The sequence below is a fragment of the Schaalia suimastitidis DSM 15538 genome (assembly GCF_000429105.1).
GTDB lineage: Bacteria > Actinomycetota > Actinomycetes > Actinomycetales > Actinomycetaceae > Pauljensenia > Pauljensenia suimastitidis.
In genome coordinates, this window is the sequence record NZ_AUBF01000010.1 from 27,816 (window position 1) to 49,686 (window position 21,871).

Genomic DNA, 21,871 nt, shown 5'->3' on the forward strand with positions numbered 1-21,871 from the left:
ACTCACCTGCTTACCAAGCAGGCGGCGAGGCGCGCCGCTAGGATTAATGCGACACTCCACGACGCATGAGAGGACTCCTCAGTGAGCACCTTCCCCACCTTCCCAGACTTTGGTGGCAGAGGCAACGGCGATGAGCCAAAGCGCCCGCAGATGCCCCAATTGCAGATGAAGAAACTTGGCCCTGGTGCCATCGTGCTGATCGTATTGGCGGCACTGGCGTTATTTGTCTACTCGGCCGCGTCGTTTTGGACTGAGATTTTGTGGTACGACCAAATGTCATCCACACGTGTGCTTTTCACACGCTGGATCGCTGTCGCCACTCTATTCCTCATTGGTTTTGTGCTGACAACGTTGGGGACCCGTTGGGTCTTTGGATGGTCGTGGAAACGGCGAGAAGCAGCCACCCGCGGGGAACAATCCGCTAATTTACGAGGCTACCGTGAGGCTCTGGAACCAATCCGCGGGTTGGCATTTTGGGGTGTCGCACTCTTCCTGGGCGTAACCACCGGCTTACGACTGGCGACGGAATGGCAGACGGTCCTCACCTTCCTTAACCGCACACCATTCGGTGTGACCGATCCTGAGTTCGGTTTGGATATTTCCTTCTACGTCTTTACTTTGCCGATGCTGGCCTTGGTGGCAGAGATTTTCCTGCGGATTACTGGCATTATGCTGCTCGCGGCACTGGTTATCAGCTACCTGTATGGCACTATCCGCTTGCTGCCTCGCCCTCATGCATCCAAACCTGCCCGCCTGCTCACTGGAATCCTTGCCGCTATCGTCAGCGCCCTTATCGGAGTGAACTACTGGTTGGGACGTTACGCGCTGCTGTCGAAGCGCGGGGCGAATTGGGATGGCGCAATGTATAGCGACATTCATGCAACGTTACCAGCGCAGACAATATTGGCCGTGATCTCGGCAATCGTGGCTATCCTTTTCGTATTCGCTGCGTTCCGTGGCACATGGCGCCTTCCAGTTGCAGGTGTAGCAGTCACAGCTGTATCTGCCGTTGTTCTGGCCATGGCGTACCCGGCGCTGATCCAACAATTCCGTGTAGTGCCCAATGAACGTCAGTTGGAGTCGGAGTATATTCAGCGCAATATCGACGCTACCTTGGCGGCATATGGTTTGGACGACCTTGAGTATCAAACCTACGACGCGAAAACCGAAGTGGAATCTGGCCAGCTTCGCGCTGACACACAAACAACCTCACAGATTCGCCTTCTTGATCCGCTGGTCATTGAAAAAACAGTGCAGCAGTTGCAGCAGTCTCGTCCTTACTATGGGTTTACCAACGGTTTCTACGTTGACCGCTACACCGTCAACGGCGAAAAACGTGACACTGTGATATCAATGCGGGAACTCAACCTTGCTGGCCTGTCTGAGGAACAACGAACTTGGGCCAATATGCATACGGTCTATACCCATGGTTTTGGTGTGGTAGCTGCATATGGTAATACCGTCACACCAGGCGGTTTGCCGTCATACTGGGAACAATCAATCCCATCAGTTGGTGAAATGGGCGAGTACGAACCGCGTGTCTATTTCTCGCCTTCAGTCACCCACTATTCGATTGTTGGCGCACCGGATGGTGCGCCTGACCAGGAACTTGACTATCCAGATGACAATGCCCCCGGCGGACAAGTGTCCACTACCTTTAAAGGCAACGGCGGCCCGTCAGTGGGTAACGTGTGGAACAAATTGTTGTACTCCATCAAATTTGCCTCCACCGATATCTTCTTCTCGTCCCAAACTAATGAGGCATCGCAGATTCTCTACGACCGTGATCCGCTGCTGCGTGTCTCAAAGGTCGCGCCGTATCTGACGTTGGAACAGGAAGCGTATCCTGCTGTCGTCGATATGGACGATGACCCAGCAACGCCCAAACGGCTCGTGTGGATTGTTGACGGCTATACGACCACCAACCACTATCCCTATGCGCAGCATCGCGCCCTTGACCAGTCCACCTTGGATTCACGTTCTACCCAGGCCGCAGCATTCGTTAACACGAATACGGTTAATTACATGCGTAACTCCGTTAAGGCAGTGGTGGATGCTTACGACGGTTCAGTGAAGCTGTTCCAATGGGATCAGCGCGATCCGATCTTGTCGACGTGGATGAAGGTGTATCCCGATACTGTTTCCCCCCTCTCGCAGATTTCTGGCGATCTCATGAGTCACCTGCGGTACCCTGAGGACCTGTTTAAGGTGCAACGTGAGTTGCTGACCAGCTACCACGTGACCAACGGTTCTGATTTCTACACCGGTGGTGACCGTTGGCGCCTCGCACAGGAAACATCGACAGCGGCAGGCGCTACAACGACTGCAGTGGATGCCGAGGGTAATCAGGTCACTGTGCCTGCCGCGCAACCTCCGTACTACCTCACTATGCAGATGCCAGGGCAGCCCACGGCTGAGTTCTCGCTGACCTCTGTCTTTGTGCCAGGTGGTGAGTCGCGTCGCGAGGCAATGGCGGGCTTCCTTGCAGTTGATTCTGAAACGGGCAATGAGCCAGGAAAAATCCGTGAAGGCTACGGTAAACTGCGCCTGATTGCTTTGCCAGCGTCAACGACGGTACCTGGCCCGGGGCAGATCCAGAACGCCTACGACACGAATAACCAGATCGCGTCACAACTCAACATTTTGAACCTGTCAGATTCCACGGTTATTCGCGGGAACCTGCTTACCCTGCCAGTTGGCGGTGGATTGCTGTATGTGCAGCCGGTCTATATCCAAGGCTCCGGCAACGCCCAGTACCCGATTTTGCGCTTTGTGCTCACCGCTTTTGGCGATCAGGTTGGTTTTGCTCCAACTTTGGAGGAATCTCTTGACCAGACCTTCGGTGGTGATTCGGCGGCTACGGTGGCTGACACGTCGACAAGTGCCGGGACAACAGATGCCAGTGGCGTTGAGACGATGACTCCCACGAGTGCCCAAGAGCGACTGAGTCAGGCATTATCTGCTGCATCAGAAGCAATGAAGGCCGCTGACGCTGCTCGTGTGGCGGGTGACTGGGCAGCCTTCGGCAGTGCCCAAGAGAACTTAAATAGGGCCATCGCTGATGCCATTGCGGCGCAGACAGAACTTGGTATGCCGATTCCAGGTGTGACTGATACAGCTCAAAGTGGGGCAGCGACCGGTACTGAGGCGACTGACAGCGCTGCTCAAACCACCACTGCGCAGTGAGGGGTGCCTATGGCTGAACACGTCGTACTTGAGGGTGAACTGATTTGTCGCACGAAGGAAGAAACGGCGTGTGTGCGTGATGAATTGCCTGCCCACATTACTTTGACGCAGGCTGAGCAGGGGTGTCTGCGCTTCGTTGTTGAGCGAACCGAAGATCCTTTGGTGTGGGTGGTGTCAGAACGATTCATGAGCCGCGATGCTTTTGAGACGCATCAACAGCGCGTCGCCGCTAGCCGATGGGGCGCGGCGACACGCAGTATTGAGCGCCGGTATCAAATCACCACGGTTGATGCACCTGACCCTTACCGCATCGACTACGAATGGTTATGGCAGCCGGGAGCGCAGGAACTTACCGCAATCCTGCGTGTAAGGCTCAGCCACGCTGATGCCGATACCCTCGCGCAGGCAGTGGAGATTTTTCGTGAGGGTCTTCATTGCGATATAAACGGCGTGCGAGGCCGTGGTGGGTGGTCAGTGCGCCTGCATGCTGAACACGATAATGGTGCTGGTGCTGGTGCTGGTGCTGGTGCTGGTGCTGGTGCTGGTGCTGGTGCTGGTGCTGGTGCTGGTGCTGGTGACGCTGTGTGCACGATTGACCTTGTGAGCGGCGGCGAAGACGTGGCCGACGCTATTGAGGATGCCGCAGACTATGCGTACCGGATATTCTCAGTGGTACCGGGTATCGGCATGGAATGGACCCAACTGCCACGCGGATCATAAGTACACCCAAGTGCCTCCACAGCTTCCTCATAGAAACCCCAGGTGGAATAGGGGACAACAAGGGCAATGCGCTCCTGCGCAGCACCTGCCCACCACTAGGAGGAAATTGTGGCACGTTCAGTACCAGGTACAACAAAGAAAATCACAGCTGCGCTCGCGGCGCTTGCGGTGGCGGCTGGCCTCGCTGCTTGCGGGACCTCAACAGCAGCACCCGCAGAAACTACGCAAACCCAGACCGCGGCCTCGACAACAACAAGTTCCGAAGAAACCAGCAGCGGTACAACAGCTAATGCCAGCGCATGGACCGCAGCAGGCGGCACCACCGAATTAGCCAGTATTGACACTCACTTTGATGCCGACGACTTGACGTGGGAGGCCTCCGAAGTACAAAGCGTCACCTTGGCAGACAATGCCTCCGCCTCAAGTGCTGCAGGTGTCACCGTGTCCGGTAACACGGTGACCATTACTGAGGGCGGTGTTTATGAGCTTTCAGGTAGCCTGAGCAACGGCCAAGTTGTGGTTACTGTCGCAGATGATCAACGTGTCACACTCATCCTTAACGGCGTGAATATCACCAATAGCGCAGGTACCGGCATCGCTGTAACCATCGCTGACGAAGTGTTGGTGTACACGGCCGCCGGAACGACCAACACTATCGCTGATGGAAGCGGATACACGGTGGCCGATGATTCCACGCCTGTGGCGGCCATTGCCTCGAAAGCAGACCTTACCCTGGCTGGTGAAGGCACTCTGAATGTCACCGGCAATACTAATGACGCGATCTCCTCTTCCGATGGTTTGGTCATCGTATCGGGCACTATTCACGCGACAGCAGCTGATGACGGTATCCGCGGCAAAGACTACGTCGTTGTTCATTCGGCAGCGATCACCATTGAAGCTGGCGGCGATGCGCTCAAGTCCGACAACGTTGAAGACGAACAACGAGGATGGATCCTCATTGGTGGCGGTCAGATCACCATTAATGCCGGCGACGACGGCATAAAAGCAGAGCAGGCAATGGAAATCTCCGGTGGCACCATTGACATTCAATCCTCAGTAGAAGGCTTGGAATCGATGTACCTCACCATCAGTAGTGGCGATGTGTCAATTGTTGCCTCCGATGACGGCATCAATGCCACCACCTACATCGAGTCCAGCAGTCAAAACAGGGAAGCCGACGATGGGTCAATGCTCACCATCAGCGGCGGTAGCGTCACGATTGACGCTGGTTTTGATGGACTGGACTCTAACGGTGGTGTGTCACTCACCGGCGGCAGCATCACCATCAACTCCGCACAAAACGGAGGGGACTCACCGATTGACGGCAATGGCACTGTCACACTGAACGGTGCCACAGTCACAGCAAACGGCCAACAGATCACGTCAGCATCCCAGCTTGGGGGAGGCATGGGGCCTGGCGCTGGTCGAGCACCACGCCAATAACAAAGTCTGACTGCAGCAGGCGAGGCCAAGAGCACGCACCGACAGGTACGCCGTCGCAGCTTACGGAATAGTGCGTTGACAAAGAGCAGTATCAGCCTCTACACGGTAATGGGAGCAGGTTCCGACAAAAACGGAACCTGCTCCCATTCGTATCGTCGTCACACACAATCACCACAAGTGACAATGCGCGTCGAATACGCGTAGAAAGATACGGCAGTTCCCTCATGCGTCTATGCGCGTCACCATAGTGCGCAGGCCTGCGGCTAAGCCTGACTCTCGTCGTCTTCCATCCGAAGACGAGGTACAGAGGTCTTGTCAGCCCGCACCCCCGCCATAGGTGCGTAGAAGCGGCGAATCACGTCCATATCCGCCTTCGTATCACCTGTGAGATGCACAGTCGGTCCCCACCCAAAAGACATGGAATTGCGGTCAACAAAACCCAACTGAATGGGAATATCCGCTTCGCGAGCAATCCGATAGAAGCCTGATTTCCAATAGGGACGAGGCGAACGGGTCCCTTTGGGGGTGATCGCAATGGTGAAGGTTTCACCGCGCGCGCGAGCCTGGTCAGCCATCCGCGCCACCGCCTCGACAATCCCGTTGCCGCGACTACGGTCCACACCGATACCACCCACCCAACGGATGAAAGGACCTAAAACGGGGGCCTTCACCAACGAATCCTTCACAAGGAAACAAAACGGTCGTCCTAGGCTCCAAAATGCTACCGCCATAAATACGCCATCCCAGTTCGACGTATGGGGTGCTCCAATGACAATAACCTGGTCAGGCAGGGGTTCATGGGAAAAAGACCAGCGCGACAGGCGCAGGAATGTGCAGGCAATGGCTTTGCGGATACGCATATATTCTCTTTCTGGCACGCCAGTGTTAGTCGAGCGGATCTACCGAGATTGACACCGACACAGTGTGGGACTGTCCGGCCTCAAGATGCATGGCATTGTCCCGAATATTACCGGATTCGACACAGATAAAATCCTGCCACTCATCACACAGAACGTCGGCAAGCGATTGGCATCCCTCAAGCCATGGAGACCAGACAACGGTTGAGTCTGAGCCTTGCTTTTCCACGGTGATCTCTCGCAGCCATCGGGGATCACGTATTGTCACCGTGGACCGTGAATCGTAGACGCGGTCAATGGGTCCAACAAGGAGCACTTCGCCGTGTTGAATATGGGAAGGGCCTACACCTTCGTCACGCCACGTATCGCCCTCAAGGCCCCACAGGGTGACATCCTTGACATCACCAACTGCAAAATAGGTATGTAACGCCACTTCAAGGTCGAAGGCATGATTGTCACTATTAGTGAGCGTCAGAGCAAGGGTGAGGCAGGTGCCACTGGTGACGACAAGCTCAGCGGCGAACGCATGAGGAAAGACCCCGTCGTGCGCCTCGGGGCGGTGATTCAGAGCAAAACGTACCGTTGCCTCGTCAATACGCTGGGCACTCCAGCAGGACGTACGGGCAAAACCATGCCGAAGCGTGGTGGGTACGCTGAGCACGGGCGAACGATCAGGTCGGCTAAACCACGGAAGACATATGGGAATACCTCCGCGGATGGCCTCGCCGTCAAGGGGAGGTGTCGTGCGAGGCATCCACAAAACAGGGCGCTCACCCTGGGGTGCCCAGGTGAGCACTTGAGCACCGTACGGTACAGCTGTGCCGTGTGAGTCCAGCGAAGAGATGCTGAGGGGATCGACCGTAGTCATGCAGGTAATTTTATGATGTTTGAACTACCTCTGACGACCGGTTTCACAGTATCGCCCGTATAACCGTGGTGTATTTCGCAAGCGTCGGGGGATGGCCCCAGGGCAAAGAACCGATACGCTGGAGGTCAACGTGACGTCATCTACCCTCGATATTCCCGAGGCTGCCGACTGCCCATCTTAGGACATGTGTGACGTCCCCTTGAGGAGGAACCCTATGCCGCAACGCTCAGACCTGCGCAATGTCGCTATCGTCGCACATGTTGACCACGGGAAAACCACACTCGTGGATGCCATGCTGTGGCAGTCAGGAGCGTTTAGCGATCGCGCTACCGTTGAAAAAACTGGCGAGCGTGTCATGGACTCAGGTGATCTTGAGCGAGAAAAGGGGATCACAATCCTTGCGAAGAATACCGCCGTGCACTACGCCGGTCCGGCTGCACAAGAACTGGGCATGACCAATGGCGTCACCATTAACGTCATTGATACGCCTGGTCACGCAGACTTTGGAGGGGAAGTCGAACGCGGATTGTCAATGGTTGACGGTGTGGTTCTGCTGGTTGACGCCTCAGAGGGACCTTTGCCTCAAACGCGTTTCGTCTTACGTAAGGCGCTCCAAGCACAACTGCCGGTGGTTGTTGTTGTCAACAAAGTGGATCGCCCGGACTCGCGCATTGAGGAAGTGGTATCCGAAACGACGGACCTTCTGTTGTCGTTGGCTGAAGACCTGTTGAACGAGGGTGTTGAAGCAGATGTTGATGCCTTGCTTGACGTGCCCGTCGTCTATGCATCCGCGAAAGCTGGTGTATCGTCTTTGACAAACCCGGGGGACGGGCAGCTGCCCACCGAGGATCTTGAGCCGCTTTTTCGTACGATCCTCACACGCATCCCAGGTCCCACGTTCGATGAGGATGCGCCCCTTCAAGCCCACGTCACTAACCTGGATGCCTCCCCATTTCTTGGGCGCCTCGCGTTGCTACGCATACATAACGGCACCTTGAAGAAGGGAGCCACTGTTGGTTTGGCGCGGCACGATGGCACAACGAAATCGGTGCGCATCACGGAACTTTTGCGCACCGAAGGTTTGGAACGCCACTCGGCTGAGCAGGCCGACCCCGGCGACATTGTTGCGGTTGCTGGTATTGAGGACATCACCATTGGTGAGTCCTTGGTTGACCTTGATGATCCGCGTCCTTTGCCGCTGATTAAAGTGGATGATCCTGCGATCTCCATGACTATTGGTATCAATACCTCGCCCATGGCGGGCCGTGTCAAAGGTGCGAAGGTCACAGCACGTCAGGTAAAAGATCGCCTTGATCGTGAACTGGTAGGTAACGTGTCGCTGCGGATTGTTCCCACAGAACGGCCTGACGCGTGGGAGGTGCAGGGACGAGGCGAACTGGCCTTAGCGATTCTGGTTGAGCAGATGCGTCGGGAAGGTTTCGAACTGACCGTTGGAAAACCGCAGGTGGTGACTAAGGATATTGATGGCGTTACCCACGAGCCGATGGAGCGGATGACCGTTGACATTCCCGAGGAGCACTTGGGTGCCGTTACGCAGCTCATGGCGCAGCGTAAAGGCCGTATGGAGACGATGGCGAACCACGGTTCCGGGTGGATTCGTTTGGAGTTCCTTGTGCCTGCGCGTGGCCTCATTGGTTTTAGGACGCGGTTCCTCACAGAAACGCGAGGTACAGGCATTGCCTCGTCAATTGCGCAGGGCTATGCGCCGTGGCAGGGCGTCATTGAACAGCGTCTCACCGGGTCTTTGGTTGCTGACCGCCCAGGTCAGGCTACCCCTTACGCCATGATTAACCTTCAAGAACGCGGCAGCTTCATTATTGAGCCTGGCTCTGAGGTTTATGAGGGGCAGGTTGTGGGTGAGAATGCGCGCGCCGAAGATATGGACGTCAATATCACCCGCGAGAAGAAGCAAACGAATACGCGGTCGGCGACTGCTGATGTGTATGAATCGTTGACACCGTCTCGTCGCCTCACTTTGGAAGAGTCCTTGGAGTATGCCGCTAATGATGAATGCGTCGAAGTGACCCCCGATGCGGTGCGTATCAGGAAGGTCGTTTTGGATTCGCAGGAGCGGTTTAAGATTGCTGCCCGGGAGCGTCGCGCTCAACGTTAACGTGCGCCGCGCAATACGTCCGAATGTGACGCGAGGCATTATTTTTCCTCTTCGGAGCCGCTGTGAGCGTCCAAAATGCGGGAATTGCAACACTTTTGGCTCAAATCCTGGTTCAAAGCTGACAATCGGGTGTCATATTCCGTACTGTTTCCCTTGTGACCACTACTGTGGTCCCTGACTACGAAAAGAATGAGGTTCCGACATGTCCGTCAACCGCACCGAACTCGTTGCAAAGATCGCTGAGCGCGCAGGCCTGACCAAGGTTCAGGCAGATGCCGCCCTCACGGCTTTCCAGGATGTCCTGGTTGAGTCGCTCGCTGCAGGCGAAGCCGTCAAGGTAACCGGCCTGCTGTCCGTGGAGCGTGTTGAGCGCGCCGCTCGTACCGGCCGCAACCCCCGCACTGGTGAAGAAATCCAGATTCCTGCTGGCTTTGGCGTGAAGCTCTCCGCTGGCTCGACTCTGAAGAAGGCCGTTTCTGCCTGATTAGTTCACTGACTATTGGTTGTGCCCGCCTCGATGAGGTGGGCACAACCTTTTCTGCGGTGGCAGCGGGGCTGAGGTGAGACCACGGGCTGAGGGCACCACGGGCTGCGGTGAGACCACGGGCTAAGGTGGTTGCGTGCCTGCGTGCCGAGGCGGCATGCCGTGGTTGGCTGCGTAGGCCGGTGTGGGGGCAGTGGGAATACATGCCGTTAGGCGTTTTTCTGAGGCGAGGGCTATGCTTTGTTGGACTGCTAATAAAGATGCACGTTACCAACGACCAGGAGAAGCTGATGCGCATTGCAATCCTTCCCGACGAGGCGACGATCGCCAGCGTTGCTGCTGACCGTATCGAAGCGCTCTACCAACGCAAGCCCGAGTTTGTTATCGGTCTTGCCACCGGCTCGACACCGCTGCCGCTGTACGCCGAGCTTATTGAACGTTACAAGGCCGGGCGCCTATCCTTTGCGCACGCACGTTCCTACAACCTCGATGAATACATTGGTCTTCCTGAAGACCACTATGAAGGCTACGCCAATTTCATTCACCGCAACCTTGTTGACCACGTCGATTTTGCTCCAGGTGCGGCACACGGTCCGAATGCATGGACTGGTGACTCTCATGCGGCAGCCGCGGCCTACGACCAAGCAATTAAAGATGCTGGCGGTATTGATCTGCAGGTCCTTGGGATTGGCTCTGATGGCCATATTGGCTTCAATGAGCCAGCAGGTTCCCTCACGTCGCGTACGCACGTGGGTGTCCTTACCGACCAGACACGTCGCGACAACTCGCGTTTCTTCGATGGTGATATCACCGCTGTGCCCACTCACTGCATTACTCAGGGCCTTGGCACCATTATGGAGGCACGCGAAAACCTCATGATTGCCACTGGGGAAAACAAAGCCGACGCTGTGCGTGAACTGATTGAAGGTCCGATCAGCCAGCGCTGGCCTGCCACAATCCTCCAAATGCACGACAATACGATCGTTTTGCTTGACCGGGCCGCCGCCTCGCGTCTGGAGATGGTCGACTTCTATAACGAAGTGTGGGAAAAAGAGCAACTCCCGTTGTGATCTCGACTCCACTGCCCCCGCTCGTCGTGAACGAGCGGGGGCAGTGTCGTAAGTGAACACATACAATGGAGCTATGCGTGCACTTGACGATCCCCTTGGCCCAGGCGACCCACTCGGCCCTGGTAGCCCCCAAGGGCCTACCGGAACCCAGACCTCGACGGGACTTCTTGAACGCACCGAAATTGAACGCGAAAAGGCACCCGGCGATGGTGACCGGTTTGCGCATTTCGTCCGCAAAGATAAAGCGGATCACTCAATGATGACCGGACAGCCGGTCGTTGCCTTGTGTGGCAAAGTATGGATACCAAGCCGCGATGCATCCCGTTACCCGGTATGTCCCACCTGTAAGGCTCTGCGGGACAATATGGGCAATAACGGGAGAAACTGGCCCTTTTCAAATGGTGACTCGTCAGGCTCGGGAGGCACTGACAAGTGACTCCGGCCCACTCGCGGCCCGCAGGTCCAGCCCACGCTTCGACCTCGGCCGCCCAGTCGTTGCCGCCTGCTTTTCCGGCGCGTGCTCCTTGGGGGACCGCCCAGAACCTTCGCGCCTGGCAGGCAGCAGCCCTTGAACTTTACCTGGAGCGCCAGCCGAAAGATTTTCTTGCGGTCGCTACGCCAGGTGCAGGAAAAACGACATTCGCGCTGCGTATCGCTGTGGAACTCATGGGTCGAGGTGTTGTCGACAAAGTCACCATCGTTTGCCCAACCGAGCATTTGAAAGTTCAATGGGCAGAGGCGGCATCACGCGTTGGAATCCACATTGACCCTGCGTTCACGAATGCTCAAGGACGCGCTGGTTCTCATTTCGATGGTGTTGCAGTGACCTATGCGCAGGTCGCTTCTAACCCAATGGTCCATTCGTCACGGACGCGCACCTACCGGACGCTGGTAATACTCGACGAGATCCACCATGCTGGCGATGCGCTGTCGTGGGGCGACGGGGTTCGGATGGCATTTGACGAGGCTACCCGGCGCCTCGCGCTCACAGGTACCCCATTTCGCTCCGACACCTCGCCCATCCCCTTCGTCCGGTACGTTGAAGATGCTGAGGGGATACGACGGAGCCGAGCCGATTACACCTACGGCTATGGGGATGCCCTGCGCGACGGCGTGGTACGTCCGGTGCTATTTATGTCGTACTCAGGGCAAATGTCGTGGCGGACACGGGCAGGCGACGAGTACACCGCGCGGCTGGGTGAACCGCTGACGAAGGATCTGATGAAACAAGCGTGGCGTACCGCGCTGGACCCAACAGGAGAGTGGATTCGATCGGTCCTTCAAGCAGCCGATCAACGTCTTGAAGAAGTCCGTCGTCAAATGCCTGACGCTGGCGGCCTCGTCATTGCTGCTGATCAGAAACAAGCGCGCGCATATGCGCGTCATTTACGGGAAATCACTGGCAGGACAGCCACTGTGGTACTTTCTGACGATGCTGACGCTTCGGAACGCATTGATGCTTTCCGCGAATCCACTGACAAGTGGATGGTGGCGGTGCGCATGGTGTCGGAAGGTGTTGACGTGCCACGGTTAGCAGTGGGTGTCTATGCGACAAATACCGCGACGTCGCTGTTTTTTGCGCAGGCAGTTGGACGATTCGTACGCGCGCGTCGCCGAGGCGAAACGGCAACAGTGTTTATCCCATCGGTATTGCCCTTGTTGGATTTGGCCGGTCAGATGGAGGTCGAGCGCGACCATGCCCTTGACCGTAGGCCTAGTGATGAGGATACGACGTGGCATCCTGAAGACGCTGAACTGGCTGCCGCACAGCGCGAAGAAAAGGCCTCCGATGATTTATTAGGATCATTTGAAGCGCTAGGCGCTGACGCAGAATTCGATGCGGTGCTGTTCGACGGGTCGCTGTGGGGAACCGGTGCAGAGGTCGGTTCTGTTGAAGAACAGGAGTATCTGGGTATTCCAGGTTTGTTGGACCCGCATCAGGTTACGGCATTGCTTCGGGCCAGGCAGGCTGAACAATTAGCGCAGCAGAAACGGCACGCAGCCGCCAAACGGCAGCGTGAAGCGAATGCGGGTTTATCGGATCATCGTCGACGAGCAGCGAAGCGGAAGGAATTGTCTCACCTGGTGTCGTCGTGGTCGCGTCGATCAGGGGAGAGCCACGCGAATATCCATGCCACATTGCGACGCCGTTGCGGGGGGCCAGAGGTGGCGCAGGCAACAACCGAGCAGATCGAAGCAAGAATCGCATTATTGCGCGAATGGTTCGTTGGGCGTTCGTAGTTTTTCGCTGTTATCGTTTGTGCCACTACGGTGCGGGTGTCACCTTTTTGTGGTGGTGCCACCCTCTGGAGGGTCGCCGTATCATTGACGAGGCGATTGCCTCTGCGCTGGAACGCTCCGTAAGTGGTCCCGCACTGAGGTCATTGTCCTTTCGCATTGACGTGCCGGGACGGCCCGGTGCGTACACCACAGTCGGGGACGGCCCCGAGAATGGACAGTGTCATGCACTGGATCGTGTTGATCGGATCGGGTCTTTTTGAAGCCGCATGGGCGGCAAGCCTTGATCGCTTAGGGAATCGCTTTTCCTGGATTGACCTCGTGACATTTGCGGCGACGGTGACGATATCAATGGGCGGCCTGATGTGGGCGATGAGGGAGGTCCCCGTGGGTACCGGATATGCCGTGTGGGCTGGGACAGGAGCCGTGGCAACCATTGCGTGGTCGGTGTATTCAGGGTCGGAGACACTGACGCCAATGAAAGCTATTCTGTTGACGACCTTGGTAGCGTCGATCGTGGGCTTGCGGTCACTCGAAGGTGGATCGGCTTAAAGAGCCGCATGTGGGGGTTACTGTCTGCAGTATGGGAGGTGTGTGGCGACGCTCATACCTGCGGAGGTACGCGTGGCTCCACGCACGGGCACTGTGCCACCCTCATCGCACTGTGCACTACCGCCAAGATCGTGTGCGACCCTCATGGCATCGTGGGTGCCACGGCGATGTGCCACCGCCAAAGCACTGCGCACCGCCGCAAAATTGGCGTGCTATCCGTAAGTTCGCCCTACGCCGCATAAGCAGGCTCGGAGCTGCACTACGACACGGTGACGTAACGTGTCGGAATGGCCGCATCTCCTTCAGACAGGCGCCACGCCTGGTACGGCAACTCATTGCGTGAACGAATGTGATGCTCCTGGGCACGCAGCAACGCCTGAGGCCCCCAGGCATCAGGATCAATGACGCCATCCTTGACTAACTGAACCTGCAGCGGGCGGGCACCAATACGGTGCAACTCCGCCTGCGCCGCCTCGTCCGTGTCAGCAACCACCAGCACTTCCTCGCTGGCGTATCCTGACTCATCGACCACGCGCCCAGCCCATTTGCGTCCGCCAACGGTGGATTTTGATTCCGATTTCTTAGCAACAGGCCACATTTTCCCGTCGCTGCCTTCACGGATCACCACTTTGTAGACCAGTGCCGCAGTAGGCACACCCGAGCCGGTGACAAGTTTTGTGCCGACGCCATAAGAGTCGATCGGTGCGGCACCCAACGCCGCGATAGCGTATTCGTCAAGATCATTCGTCACCGTAATCTTCGTGGAGGTTGCGCCCATGGCGTCAAGCTGCCCGCGTACAGTGAATGCTTGGGCTACCAGGTCACCAGAGTCGAGGCGGACTGCGCCTAATTCGCCACCTGCTGCACGTGCCGCCTCGACCGCATTTTTCACGCCCTGTGTGACATCGTAGGTGTCGACCAGCAGCGTGGTACCTGTGCCCAGCAAAGCAATCTGCGCAGCAAAAGCCTGCTCTTCGCTGTCGTGGATCAGGGTGAACGCATGTGCTGCGGTACCGATTGCCTTAATGCCGTATCGTTTGGCCGCTTCAAGATTAGATGTTCCAGCAAAACCACCAATAATTGCTGCACGCGCGGCAGATACTGCGGCACGCTCATGGGCACGGCGCGCACCCATATCCATACACGGGCGACCGTGGGCGGCAATCGTCATACGGGACGCTGCTGAGGCAACAGCACAATCGTGGTTGAGGATACTCAGTAGCAGCGTTTCCATGAGGGTGCATTCAGCAAAGGTCCCCTCAACGGTCAGCAGCGGCGACCCTGGGAAATAACATTCCCCTTCGGCATACCCCCAAATATTGCCTGAAAAACGGAAGTTTTCCAGGTATTCCAGTGCGTGCTCCGACACTACGCCGCGTTCGCGTAGCCACTGGATTTCCTCGGCTTCGAACGTGAAACGCTCCAAAGCTTCCAGAATGCGGCCGGTACCAGCGACCACGCCGAAACGACGAGTCGCCGGTAGGCGGCGACCAAATAGCTCAAAAACGCATCGTCGCTGTGCAGCACCTGAACGCAAAGCGGCGTCAAGCATCGTCAGCTCGTACATATCCGTCAGTAAAGACGTTGAATAAGAGGCAGGCATGGCACCAACCTAGCCCACATTGGGGCAATTGATCCAACCAAAGTCCCGCGCGCGGACGCGAAGCGTCATAGGCTTGTGCCGTGAGCATCGACGTGATCACACATCCGATGGAGAACACGCAGTCCAGGCAAACGACATTGGCTGCGTGGCGAACTGTGGTTTGGGACGACCCCATTAACCTCATGGACTACGTCACTGAAGTCTTTGCGCGCCATTTCGGTTACCCACCTGACAAGTGTGAAGCCTTGATGTTGTGCGTCCACATCTGTGGCAAAGCGATTGTGTCGACTGGTCTGCGGGAACGTATGGAAGCTGACGTGATGGCTTTGCATGGCTACGGCCTCCGCGCAACGCTGGAACGGGACGAGTGACTCAGGTGATCGGACACGCGTGGTGATCGGACGTTTTGAGCGTACTGGCGACGGCTATACGGCGACAATCGACGGAGACCACAACCTCCTCGTCCAGCAACTTGCCCACGAAGTGCTGGTGTTGCTGGACACGCCTGACGAACCCTCCCCACTGCTTGCTGCCGTCACCGATGACTTCTCGCGCCTGGAACCGGCGGACCCGGCACTGACCTACCTGCTGCCAGCTATGAGCGGTGACGGCGCGCAAGCGCAGGAGTTACGGGCACTCACCGAAGATTATTTACGCGCCGAAAAATCGTCGCGCCTACGCAAAGTACGTGCGGACCTGGAACGTGCCCGCTTGGCAGAAACAGGGCAGGTGAGCCTTGGTCACGACGACGTGTGGGAATGGCTGGCTGCGCTCAATGATGTTCGTCTCGCTTTAGGTGGCGAACTTGGCGTGGAAACGCAAGCCGATGTGGCAGCAATCGAGCAATTAGCTGCGCAACTTCAGCTGTCACGCGATCAGCGTTCGAATGCGGCGCTGATCTACATGATTATCACCTGGTGGCAGGACTCACTACTAAGGGCAGTGCGCGAAGGGGCCTCAAGCAACTAGTGTCCAAGTATGGATAATGCGCCCATCGGCATCTTTGACTCCGGTCTTGGTGGTTTGACCGTTGCGCGCGCAGTGATTGACAAGCTTCCTGACGAAGAAATCCTCTATCTTGGCGACACAGCCAATACGCCCTATGGGCCAAAGCCGATTGCTCACGTACGTGAACATACGCTGGCGGGTCTTGACGAACTTGCCTCCAGAGGCGTCAAAGCGATTGTCATCGCCTGTAACTCGGCAACTGCTGCGGCACTGTCAGATGCGCGTGAACGGTACTGGATTGACGCCGGTATTCCGGTCATCGAGGTCATCACTCCAGCAGCGCGGGCAGCAGTCAATGCCACGCGGAACCGGGTGGTGGGCGTGATTGCCACCGAAGCGACCGTGCATTCTCAGGCCTATCAGAATGCGTTAGCTGCGGTACCTGATTTGGAGTTGCATTCAGTGGCGTGCCCGCGTTTCGTCGAATTTGTCGAGGCGGGAGTGACTACCGGTCCTGAGTTGGAGCAGGTGGCCCGTGATTATCTCAATCCGCTAAAAGATGCTGGCGTGGACACATTGATTTTGGGGTGTACGCACTATCCGCTACTTACAGGTGTGATTGGCCGTGTACTTGGTGAGTCCGTTACCTTGGTGACATCTTCGGAGGCTACTGCGAATGTCACGTATAACCTCCTCACTGATCGCGATATGCTACACGCGCCGTGGGATGAGGGCCAAGGGCCCGCTCATCAGTTCCTTACGACTGATTCGGGATCAACCTTTCCGCGGCTTGCTCGCCGTTTTCTTGGCCCTGAGGTGCAGCGAGTTGAAGAAATCCAGTTACAAGGCATCGGAGCATGATGGAACTTCGGGTGATCGGCTGTACGGGCTCAATGTCAGGGCCAGCGTCGGCGGCGTCGTCCTACCTGGTCCGTGCCTATGGGCATGATCCGCTTCGAGGCCGTGACCGTTGGTGGAATATTGTTCTTGATATGGGTCCGGGTTCTTTTGGTGGCCTGTGGCGGCATATTGATCCTCGGGACCTTGATGCAGTTCTTTTTTCTCACTGTCATGCGGATCATATTGGTGATGTGATTTCCCTTCATGTTCACCGCAGGTGGGGTCCTGCCCAAGGTTTGCCACCGATTTTGCTGGTGGGGCCAGCCGGTCTTGAACAGCGAGTCCGGCAAATTGATGGCGTGGATGAAGCGGAAGATTATTCCGGAGAGTTTCGTTTTGCGACCTTTGTTGACGCGCATTCATTTGCTGTGGGGCCGCTGACGATCACCCCTGCGCGCGGCTGGCATTCCGTTGACTCTTTTGGTGTACGCATCGATGGCCCTGGTGCGAAGGGGCAGGTGTCGCTTTTCTATACGGGCGATACTGATGAATGCGATTCCATTGTTGAGGGTGCTCGCGGTGTTGATCTGCTGCTGTGTGAAGCAGGTTTTATGGCCACTGACGAGGTGCGCGGTATTCACTTGGATGGGGCGCGTGCGGGGCGTGTGGCTTCGCGCGCCGATGTTACGTCGCTGCTGTTGACGCATATTCAGCCGTGGAATGACCCTCAGCAGGTGTGTGCCGAGGCGCGCACGACGTGGACTGGTCCACTGGGTGTTGTGCGAACTGACGCGATTTACGAGGTCGGGGTGGGCTTTTCGGCGTAGCGTGCCTTTTGTGGGCGTTGCGCTAGTGACTATTGTGTTCGGCTGTGCTGTACCCAGTCCATGAGGTGCGTGATGACCTGAGCGGTCGGTCCCTGATTTGCGCCGCGTTTGTGTCGCAGGAGGATTTTGCGGCTGCCCAGGTGAGGCATGGGTGTGACGCGTAATCCTGTGAGGTCAATGCCGCTGACAGCCATGGATGGTAAGACGGTGGCACCAAGTCCGGCTCGTAAGAGGGCAAGGGCCGTGTCGTAGGTGGAGTAGCTGTAGGGTGCGACCGTGAGTTTACCCACTTCGGCGCGTACGCGTCGCAGTGGCTCGGTGCCAACGATATCCGGGTTGGGACGCAGCCATGTGAGGTTGGCGAGGTCGTGGGTGCCTGTCAGGCGCGGCCAGGTGTCAGGGGTGATAACTACCCATGGTTCGTCGATGAGTGCGTGGTCCTCATAGCCTCTGGGTGTGGGGGAGCTTTTTACCTCGCGATCAATGAGCAAAATGTCGAGCTTGCCTGTGCGTAGTTGGCTCAGTCCCTCGTTTTCCTCTACTTCGGCAAGGTGGAGGGCGATGCCTGGTAAGTGGTGGTCAAGGTGGGGGAGGAAGGGGATAAGGACGCAACGTAATGCGGTTTGGAATGACCCAATGGTGACGGTGCCTGTCACTTGTCCGGTGAGTGGGCGCAGTTGTTCTTCGATGTCAGCAAGGTCATTTTCGAGGCGTTCTGCGCCACTTGCCAGTAGGCGTCCTGCGGGGGTGAGGACTGTTCCGTCGTGTTGGCGTTCGAAAAGTTGGAGGCCGACCTCTTCTTCCAATTTCTTGAGCTGCTGGGATACTGCAGATGGGGATACGTGCAAGATGTCGGCTGCGGCGACGATTCCACCCTCGCGGTGGACGGCCAGGAGGATGGGGAGGCGACGAGGGTCAACATGCATCACAGCGAGTCCTTAAGTAAAACTTTAGATCATGTGAAGATGAATTCTATTGTGCTTTAGTCTGTGGGTGGGACACAATAGTGTCCGTGCAAATAACGATGGCAACTATTACGGCACTGCTTGGCTGGATCGGTGCGGGTGGCACCATGGGCGCGTACTACCTGGTGTCAACGGGGCGCGTACATCCAGAATCTTTGAGGTACCACGTGCTCAATATCAGTGCCTGCGTTCTTCTGGCCTACGCCTGCTTTATGACCGCAGCGTGGCCATCGATGGTTGCCAACCTGCTATTTGCTGCAATCGGTGTTCGGATGACATGGAAGGTCCGTGACCGCCTGGCCGCGCGCATTATGTCCCTGCTGCGCATTGGACGCCGAAATACAACGAAGAACGTGGTACTAAGCGCCTGACAACGCGATGCGATGTGATGGTCTGGAATGCGATGCGCTGCGACACGGCACACCCGACGCCACCGGTGGGGGCGTCGTCTGCTCTTGCTCAGCCTTGCGGCACCCAGTGACGTTGACGCACCCAGCGACACACTTGAACGTCACCTGGTCAGCAGCACCGTACCTACGCCTGGTTTGTTGCTGAAAGGTAATCGACGACTCTGGGCGCCAGATCACGGAGAGCCTTGCCACGGTGACTGATAGCGTTCTTGCGTTGAGGCGTCAATTCAGCGCTGGTGACCGATTCGCCAGTGGGAACAAATATTGGGTCGTAACCAAAACCGCCGCACCCGCGACGTTCGCGTAGTAGCGTGCCTGTCATCTCGCCCACGGTGACGTACTCAGTGCCGTCAGGTAGGACGAGGGCTGCCGCACAAACAAAGGCGGCACTTCTGTGACGGTCTGGGACATCCGATAACTGAGCCAGCAAAAGATCAAGATTTGCCTGGTCATCACCGTGGCGCCCCGCCCAACGGGCAGAGAAAATCCCCGGTGCCCCTCCCATCACATCAACGCAAAGACCCGAGTCATCGGCAACAGCGGCTAAACCTGTCGCTTCGGCCAAGGCACGGGCCTTAATGAGTGCATTTTCGGTGAAACTCGCACCATCTTCAACGGGTTCATTCACCTGAAAATCGGACATGCGGGCGACAAGATTCTGGGGAAGTACACCCAGATGGTCGGCAAGTATCGCCTGAAACTCACCTATTTTATGTGCATTGGCTGTAGCAAAAACCAGACGTGGAGCGTCAGAATCTGCAACGCTCAGTCCGCTGAGGTCCGCTGGGGTGCTGTGTGAGGGCAAGGACTGAGCGGTCATGGACGCACCTCGATCATTTCACCAAGGTTGGCTTCAAGACACATCTGTTGAGCCAATGTGAGGTGCTCATTGCCAAGCGCAGCCAAATCTAAAAGACGTCCAAGTTCAGTCCGATCAAAGGTCGCGTGTTCAGCGGTCCCTTGCACTTCAACGAAGGCGCCCGTACCGGTTTGCACCACATTCATATCCGTTTGGGCGCGCACATCTTCCACATACGGCAAATCCAACATGGGCACCCCATCAATAATGCCCACCGATATTGCGCTGACCGATGACGTGAGGACTGGCTTGTCATCCTTGGGAATAATGAAACCTTTCTCGCGTCCCCACCGCACGGCCTCGGCAAGAGCCACCCAGGCGCCAGTGACTGACGCTGTACGTGTACCACCGTCGGCGCGCAGCACATCACAGTCAAGAACGATGGTATTTTCTCCAAGTGCTGAGACATCGACGACAGCACGCAGCGAACGGCCAATGAGACGTGAAATCTCTTGTGTACGGCCCGATATTTTCCCTTTGACCGATTCGCGGCCCGAGCGTTCAGAGGTGGCACGCGGCAGCATCGCATATTCGGCAGTTACCCACCCTTCACCGCTGCCTTTACGCCAGCGTGGCACCCCTTCGGTAAACGAGGCGACACACAGAACGCGGGTATCGCCGAATTCGACCAGGACCGAGCCCTCACCCGTGCCAGACCATCCACGAGTCAAACGGACAGGTCGAAGTTGCTCAGGGGTGCGCCCATCGGCGCGAATCACAGTTTCATTCATGCCTTTACGTTACCTGGGCGCTACGGTGGACGTCATGGTTGCCCGTTTTCCTTTCGCTCGCGGTCACGTGGACCCACTGGTAGCTGTCCGCAGCACACTGAATATTGAAGCGTGGCTGCGCCAGCCACACAAACCAATTCCGGGGATCGCCCAGCGGCGAATATCGCTTTTTGTACTCAGCGGTTATCAGGTTCTTATCTGCACTGGCGCTCAGGGCCGCCACCTGCTTCATATTGACGCGACGGAGGTGCCAGCTTTGGCGCTTGCTCAGGATGCACGTGCCGTCTACGGTATTGGGGCGACCAGCGACGATACGTATCACGTAGCAGTCAGTATTGACGAGGCCGCCCGCGATAGGCTGCTGAGTGCTGTACGTAGCGGTGCGATTACTCCCCTCAGGACACTCGGTAGTCCTAAAGAGGGGGCAGGAGCCAGTGGGCAGCTTGTGAGCACACTCGTCGGAGCGTCGAGCGCCGCCGACAAGGAATTAGGCGTGCCTGAAAACTGTGATATCGCATGGGCTGACCTTCGACATGTGGCGCACCTGTTTTCCGATGACGACAGTGCAGTTGCCACATCTGCTGTGGCGCTGGACGCATGGCACCGCGATAGTCGTTTCTGCACCCACTGCGGCAGCGCCTCGTCAATTACGGACGCCGGATGGACCCGAACGTGCGGTCGGTGCGACCATGTTGAGTATCCTCGACAAGATCCTGCGATGATCGTCGCCGTCTTTGACGACGAAGAACGGTTGCTGCTTGCCCATAATGTGGCGTGGCGCCCGCGAGTCATGTCGCTGATTGCAGGTTTTGTTGACGCCGGTGAAGACCCGGAGCGCACCGTCATCCGTGAGTTACGCGAAGAAGTGGGGATCGAGGTCGACAATGTGGAGTTTATCGGCGCGCAGCCGTGGCCATTCCCACGGTCAACAATGATCGCCTATCGGGCGCGCTTGGCGGCACAAAGGCTGCAAGTGCCACGACCTGATGGCATTGAAATTGATCGCGCACATTTTTTCAGCCGCACTGAGTTACGTGCTCGGCTCGCTGACGGTAGCCTAGAGCTCCCCAGCCCCACGTCGGTGGCTCGCGCAGTGATTGACGATTGGTTATCCCGCAGCTAGAACAGTGTCGGTG

General features: G+C 57.0%; 21 protein-coding genes. 15 read left to right on the top strand and 6 right to left on the bottom strand.

What is annotated here, in order from left to right; translation table 11 throughout:
* Positions 1–165: 165 nt before the first annotated feature.
* The 3 genes from G438_RS10910 (at position 166) to G438_RS0105060 (ending at position 5,349) form a co-directional block, all read left to right on the top strand.
* Positions 166–3,186, top strand: coding sequence for a UPF0182 family membrane protein (locus tag G438_RS10910; protein WP_051259340.1), 3,021 nt, complete (start codon positions 166–168; stop codon positions 3,184–3,186).
* 9 nt (positions 3,187–3,195) lie between these two features.
* Positions 3,196–3,906 (top strand): putative quinol monooxygenase, encoded by a 711-nt coding sequence (locus G438_RS12555; protein WP_205618412.1) that lies wholly within the window; start codon positions 3,196–3,198, stop codon positions 3,904–3,906.
* 108 nt (positions 3,907–4,014) lie between these two features.
* The gene (locus tag G438_RS0105060) at positions 4,015–5,349 is read left to right on the top strand and encodes a carbohydrate-binding domain-containing protein (protein ID WP_034285269.1); all 1,335 of its coding nucleotides are present in this window, start codon (positions 4,015–4,017) and stop codon (positions 5,347–5,349) included.
* 263 nt (positions 5,350–5,612) lie between these two features.
* Here the strand turns inward: G438_RS0105060 and G438_RS0105065 are convergent, their stop codons facing one another.
* Together G438_RS0105065 and G438_RS0105070 are read right to left on the bottom strand one after the other, a co-directional pair.
* The gene (locus tag G438_RS0105065) at positions 5,613–6,209 is read right to left on the bottom strand and encodes a 1-acyl-sn-glycerol-3-phosphate acyltransferase (protein WP_026460405.1); all 597 of its coding nucleotides are present in this window, start codon (positions 6,207–6,209) and stop codon (positions 5,613–5,615) included.
* A 25-nt stretch (positions 6,210–6,234) separates the two neighbouring features.
* A complete protein-coding gene (locus G438_RS0105070) occupies positions 6,235–7,074 on the bottom strand; it encodes a D-hexose-6-phosphate mutarotase (protein ID WP_026460406.1) in 840 nt (279 codons plus the stop codon).
* Positions 7,075–7,288: 214 nt separating this feature from the next.
* Between G438_RS0105070 and typA the strand changes: the two genes are divergently transcribed.
* From typA to G438_RS0105100, 6 genes are all read left to right on the top strand, one after another.
* Positions 7,289–9,208: a translational GTPase TypA gene (gene typA / locus G438_RS0105075; protein ID WP_026460407.1), complete on the top strand. Its 1,920-nt coding sequence runs from the start codon at positions 7,289–7,291 to the stop codon at positions 9,206–9,208.
* Positions 9,209–9,410: 202 nt separating this feature from the next.
* Positions 9,411–9,692, top strand: a complete 282-nt coding sequence (locus G438_RS0105080) for an HU family DNA-binding protein (RefSeq protein WP_026460408.1) — start codon at positions 9,411–9,413, stop codon at positions 9,690–9,692.
* A gap of 290 nt (positions 9,693–9,982) precedes the next feature.
* Entirely contained in the window at positions 9,983–10,762 is a 780-nt protein-coding gene (nagB, locus tag G438_RS0105085) for a glucosamine-6-phosphate deaminase (protein WP_026460409.1), read from the top strand.
* Positions 10,763–10,835: 73 nt separating this feature from the next.
* A complete protein-coding gene (locus tag G438_RS0105090; RefSeq protein WP_026460410.1) occupies positions 10,836–11,198 on the top strand; it encodes a DUF3039 domain-containing protein in 363 nt (120 codons plus the stop codon).
* Positions 11,199–11,257: 59 nt separating this feature from the next.
* Positions 11,258–13,003: a DEAD/DEAH box helicase gene (locus G438_RS0105095; RefSeq protein ID WP_026460411.1), complete on the top strand. Its 1,746-nt coding sequence runs from the start codon at positions 11,258–11,260 to the stop codon at positions 13,001–13,003.
* Between the two features lie 222 nt (positions 13,004–13,225).
* Entirely contained in the window at positions 13,226–13,552 is a 327-nt protein-coding gene (locus G438_RS0105100; RefSeq protein ID WP_026460412.1) for a DMT family transporter, read from the top strand.
* 259 nt (positions 13,553–13,811) lie between these two features.
* Here the strand turns inward: G438_RS0105100 and G438_RS0105110 are convergent, their stop codons facing one another.
* Complete coding sequence (locus tag G438_RS0105110; RefSeq protein WP_026460414.1) at positions 13,812–15,155, bottom strand: nicotinate phosphoribosyltransferase; 1,344 nt, start codon at positions 15,153–15,155, stop codon at positions 13,812–13,814.
* Positions 15,156–15,262: 107 nt separating this feature from the next.
* On the opposite strand from G438_RS0105110, the gene clpS reads away from it, so the two are divergent.
* The 4 genes from clpS to G438_RS0105130 are packed head-to-tail and all read left to right on the top strand — an operon-like array spanning position 15,263 to position 17,770.
* Positions 15,263–15,526, top strand: a complete 264-nt coding sequence (gene clpS, locus G438_RS0105115) for an ATP-dependent Clp protease adapter ClpS (protein WP_026460415.1) — start codon at positions 15,263–15,265, stop codon at positions 15,524–15,526.
* Positions 15,486–16,124, top strand: coding sequence for a DUF2017 family protein (locus G438_RS0105120; RefSeq protein WP_131245787.1), 639 nt, complete (start codon positions 15,486–15,488; stop codon positions 16,122–16,124). Before clpS ends, G438_RS0105120 begins: the two co-directional genes overlap by 41 nt.
* Positions 16,125–16,133: 9 nt before the next feature.
* The gene (murI, locus tag G438_RS0105125; protein ID WP_026460417.1) at positions 16,134–16,964 is read left to right on the top strand and encodes a glutamate racemase; all 831 of its coding nucleotides are present in this window, start codon (positions 16,134–16,136) and stop codon (positions 16,962–16,964) included.
* Positions 16,961–17,770 carry an MBL fold metallo-hydrolase gene (locus G438_RS0105130; protein ID WP_420804717.1) on the top strand — a complete coding sequence of 270 codons (810 nt, stop codon included), beginning with the start codon at positions 16,961–16,963 and terminating at the stop codon, positions 17,768–17,770. Before murI ends, G438_RS0105130 begins: the two co-directional genes overlap by 4 nt.
* Positions 17,771–17,799: 29 nt before the next feature.
* On the opposite strand, the gene G438_RS0105135 is transcribed toward G438_RS0105130, so the two are convergent.
* A complete protein-coding gene (locus tag G438_RS0105135; protein WP_026460419.1) occupies positions 17,800–18,696 on the bottom strand; it encodes a LysR family transcriptional regulator in 897 nt (298 codons plus the stop codon).
* Between the two features lie 80 nt (positions 18,697–18,776).
* On the opposite strand from G438_RS0105135, the gene G438_RS10920 reads away from it, so the two are divergent.
* Positions 18,777–19,106 (top strand): CBU_0592 family membrane protein, encoded by a 330-nt coding sequence (locus G438_RS10920; RefSeq protein WP_240470992.1) that lies wholly within the window; start codon positions 18,777–18,779, stop codon positions 19,104–19,106.
* Positions 19,107–19,269: 163 nt separating this feature from the next.
* Here the strand turns inward: G438_RS10920 and rdgB are convergent, their stop codons facing one another.
* Positions 19,270–19,965 (bottom strand): RdgB/HAM1 family non-canonical purine NTP pyrophosphatase, encoded by a 696-nt coding sequence (gene rdgB / locus G438_RS0105145; RefSeq protein WP_084403117.1) that lies wholly within the window; start codon positions 19,963–19,965, stop codon positions 19,270–19,272.
* Positions 19,962–20,735, bottom strand: coding sequence for a ribonuclease PH (gene rph / locus G438_RS0105150; protein WP_026460421.1), 774 nt, complete (start codon positions 20,733–20,735; stop codon positions 19,962–19,964). The genes rdgB and rph overlap by 4 nt, the downstream gene beginning before the upstream one ends.
* Here rph and nudC point away from each other — a divergent pair.
* A complete protein-coding gene (gene nudC, locus G438_RS11940) occupies positions 20,734–21,858 on the top strand; it encodes an NAD(+) diphosphatase (RefSeq protein ID WP_051259323.1) in 1,125 nt (374 codons plus the stop codon). The genes rph and nudC overlap by 2 nt on opposite strands.
* Positions 21,859–21,871: the final 13 nt, after the last annotated feature.

Coding starts and splice junctions, on each gene's coding strand:
- G438_RS10910 (WP_051259340.1), top strand. CDS start 166: ATGAAGAAACTTGGCCCTGGTGCCATCGTGCTGATCGTATTGGCGGCA.
- G438_RS12555 (WP_205618412.1), top strand. CDS start 3,196: ATGGCTGAACACGTCGTACTTGAGGGTGAACTGATTTGTCGCACGAAG.
- G438_RS0105065 (WP_026460405.1), bottom strand. CDS start 6,209: ATGCGTATCCGCAAAGCCATTGCCTGCACATTCCTGCGCCTGTCGCGC.
- G438_RS0105070 (WP_026460406.1), bottom strand. CDS start 7,074: ATGACTACGGTCGATCCCCTCAGCATCTCTTCGCTGGACTCACACGGC.
- typA (WP_026460407.1), top strand. CDS start 7,289: ATGCCGCAACGCTCAGACCTGCGCAATGTCGCTATCGTCGCACATGTT.
- G438_RS0105080 (WP_026460408.1), top strand. CDS start 9,411: ATGTCCGTCAACCGCACCGAACTCGTTGCAAAGATCGCTGAGCGCGCA.
- nagB (WP_026460409.1), top strand. CDS start 9,983: ATGCGCATTGCAATCCTTCCCGACGAGGCGACGATCGCCAGCGTTGCT.
- G438_RS0105090 (WP_026460410.1), top strand. CDS start 10,836: ATGCGTGCACTTGACGATCCCCTTGGCCCAGGCGACCCACTCGGCCCT.
- G438_RS0105100 (WP_026460412.1), top strand. CDS start 13,226: ATGCACTGGATCGTGTTGATCGGATCGGGTCTTTTTGAAGCCGCATGG.
- G438_RS0105110 (WP_026460414.1), bottom strand. CDS start 15,155: ATGCCTGCCTCTTATTCAACGTCTTTACTGACGGATATGTACGAGCTG.
- clpS (WP_026460415.1), top strand. CDS start 15,263: ATGGAGAACACGCAGTCCAGGCAAACGACATTGGCTGCGTGGCGAACT.
- G438_RS0105120 (WP_131245787.1), top strand. CDS start 15,486: ATGGCTACGGCCTCCGCGCAACGCTGGAACGGGACGAGTGACTCAGGT.
- murI (WP_026460417.1), top strand. CDS start 16,134: ATGGATAATGCGCCCATCGGCATCTTTGACTCCGGTCTTGGTGGTTTG.
- G438_RS0105130 (WP_420804717.1), top strand. CDS start 16,961: ATGATGGAACTTCGGGTGATCGGCTGTACGGGCTCAATGTCAGGGCCA.
- G438_RS0105135 (WP_026460419.1), bottom strand. CDS start 18,696: ATGCATGTTGACCCTCGTCGCCTCCCCATCCTCCTGGCCGTCCACCGC.
- rdgB (WP_084403117.1), bottom strand. CDS start 19,965: ATGACCGCTCAGTCCTTGCCCTCACACAGCACCCCAGCGGACCTCAGC.
- nudC (WP_051259323.1), top strand. CDS start 20,734: ATGCCTTTACGTTACCTGGGCGCTACGGTGGACGTCATGGTTGCCCGT.
- rph (WP_026460421.1), bottom strand. CDS start 20,735: ATGAATGAAACTGTGATTCGCGCCGATGGGCGCACCCCTGAGCAACTT.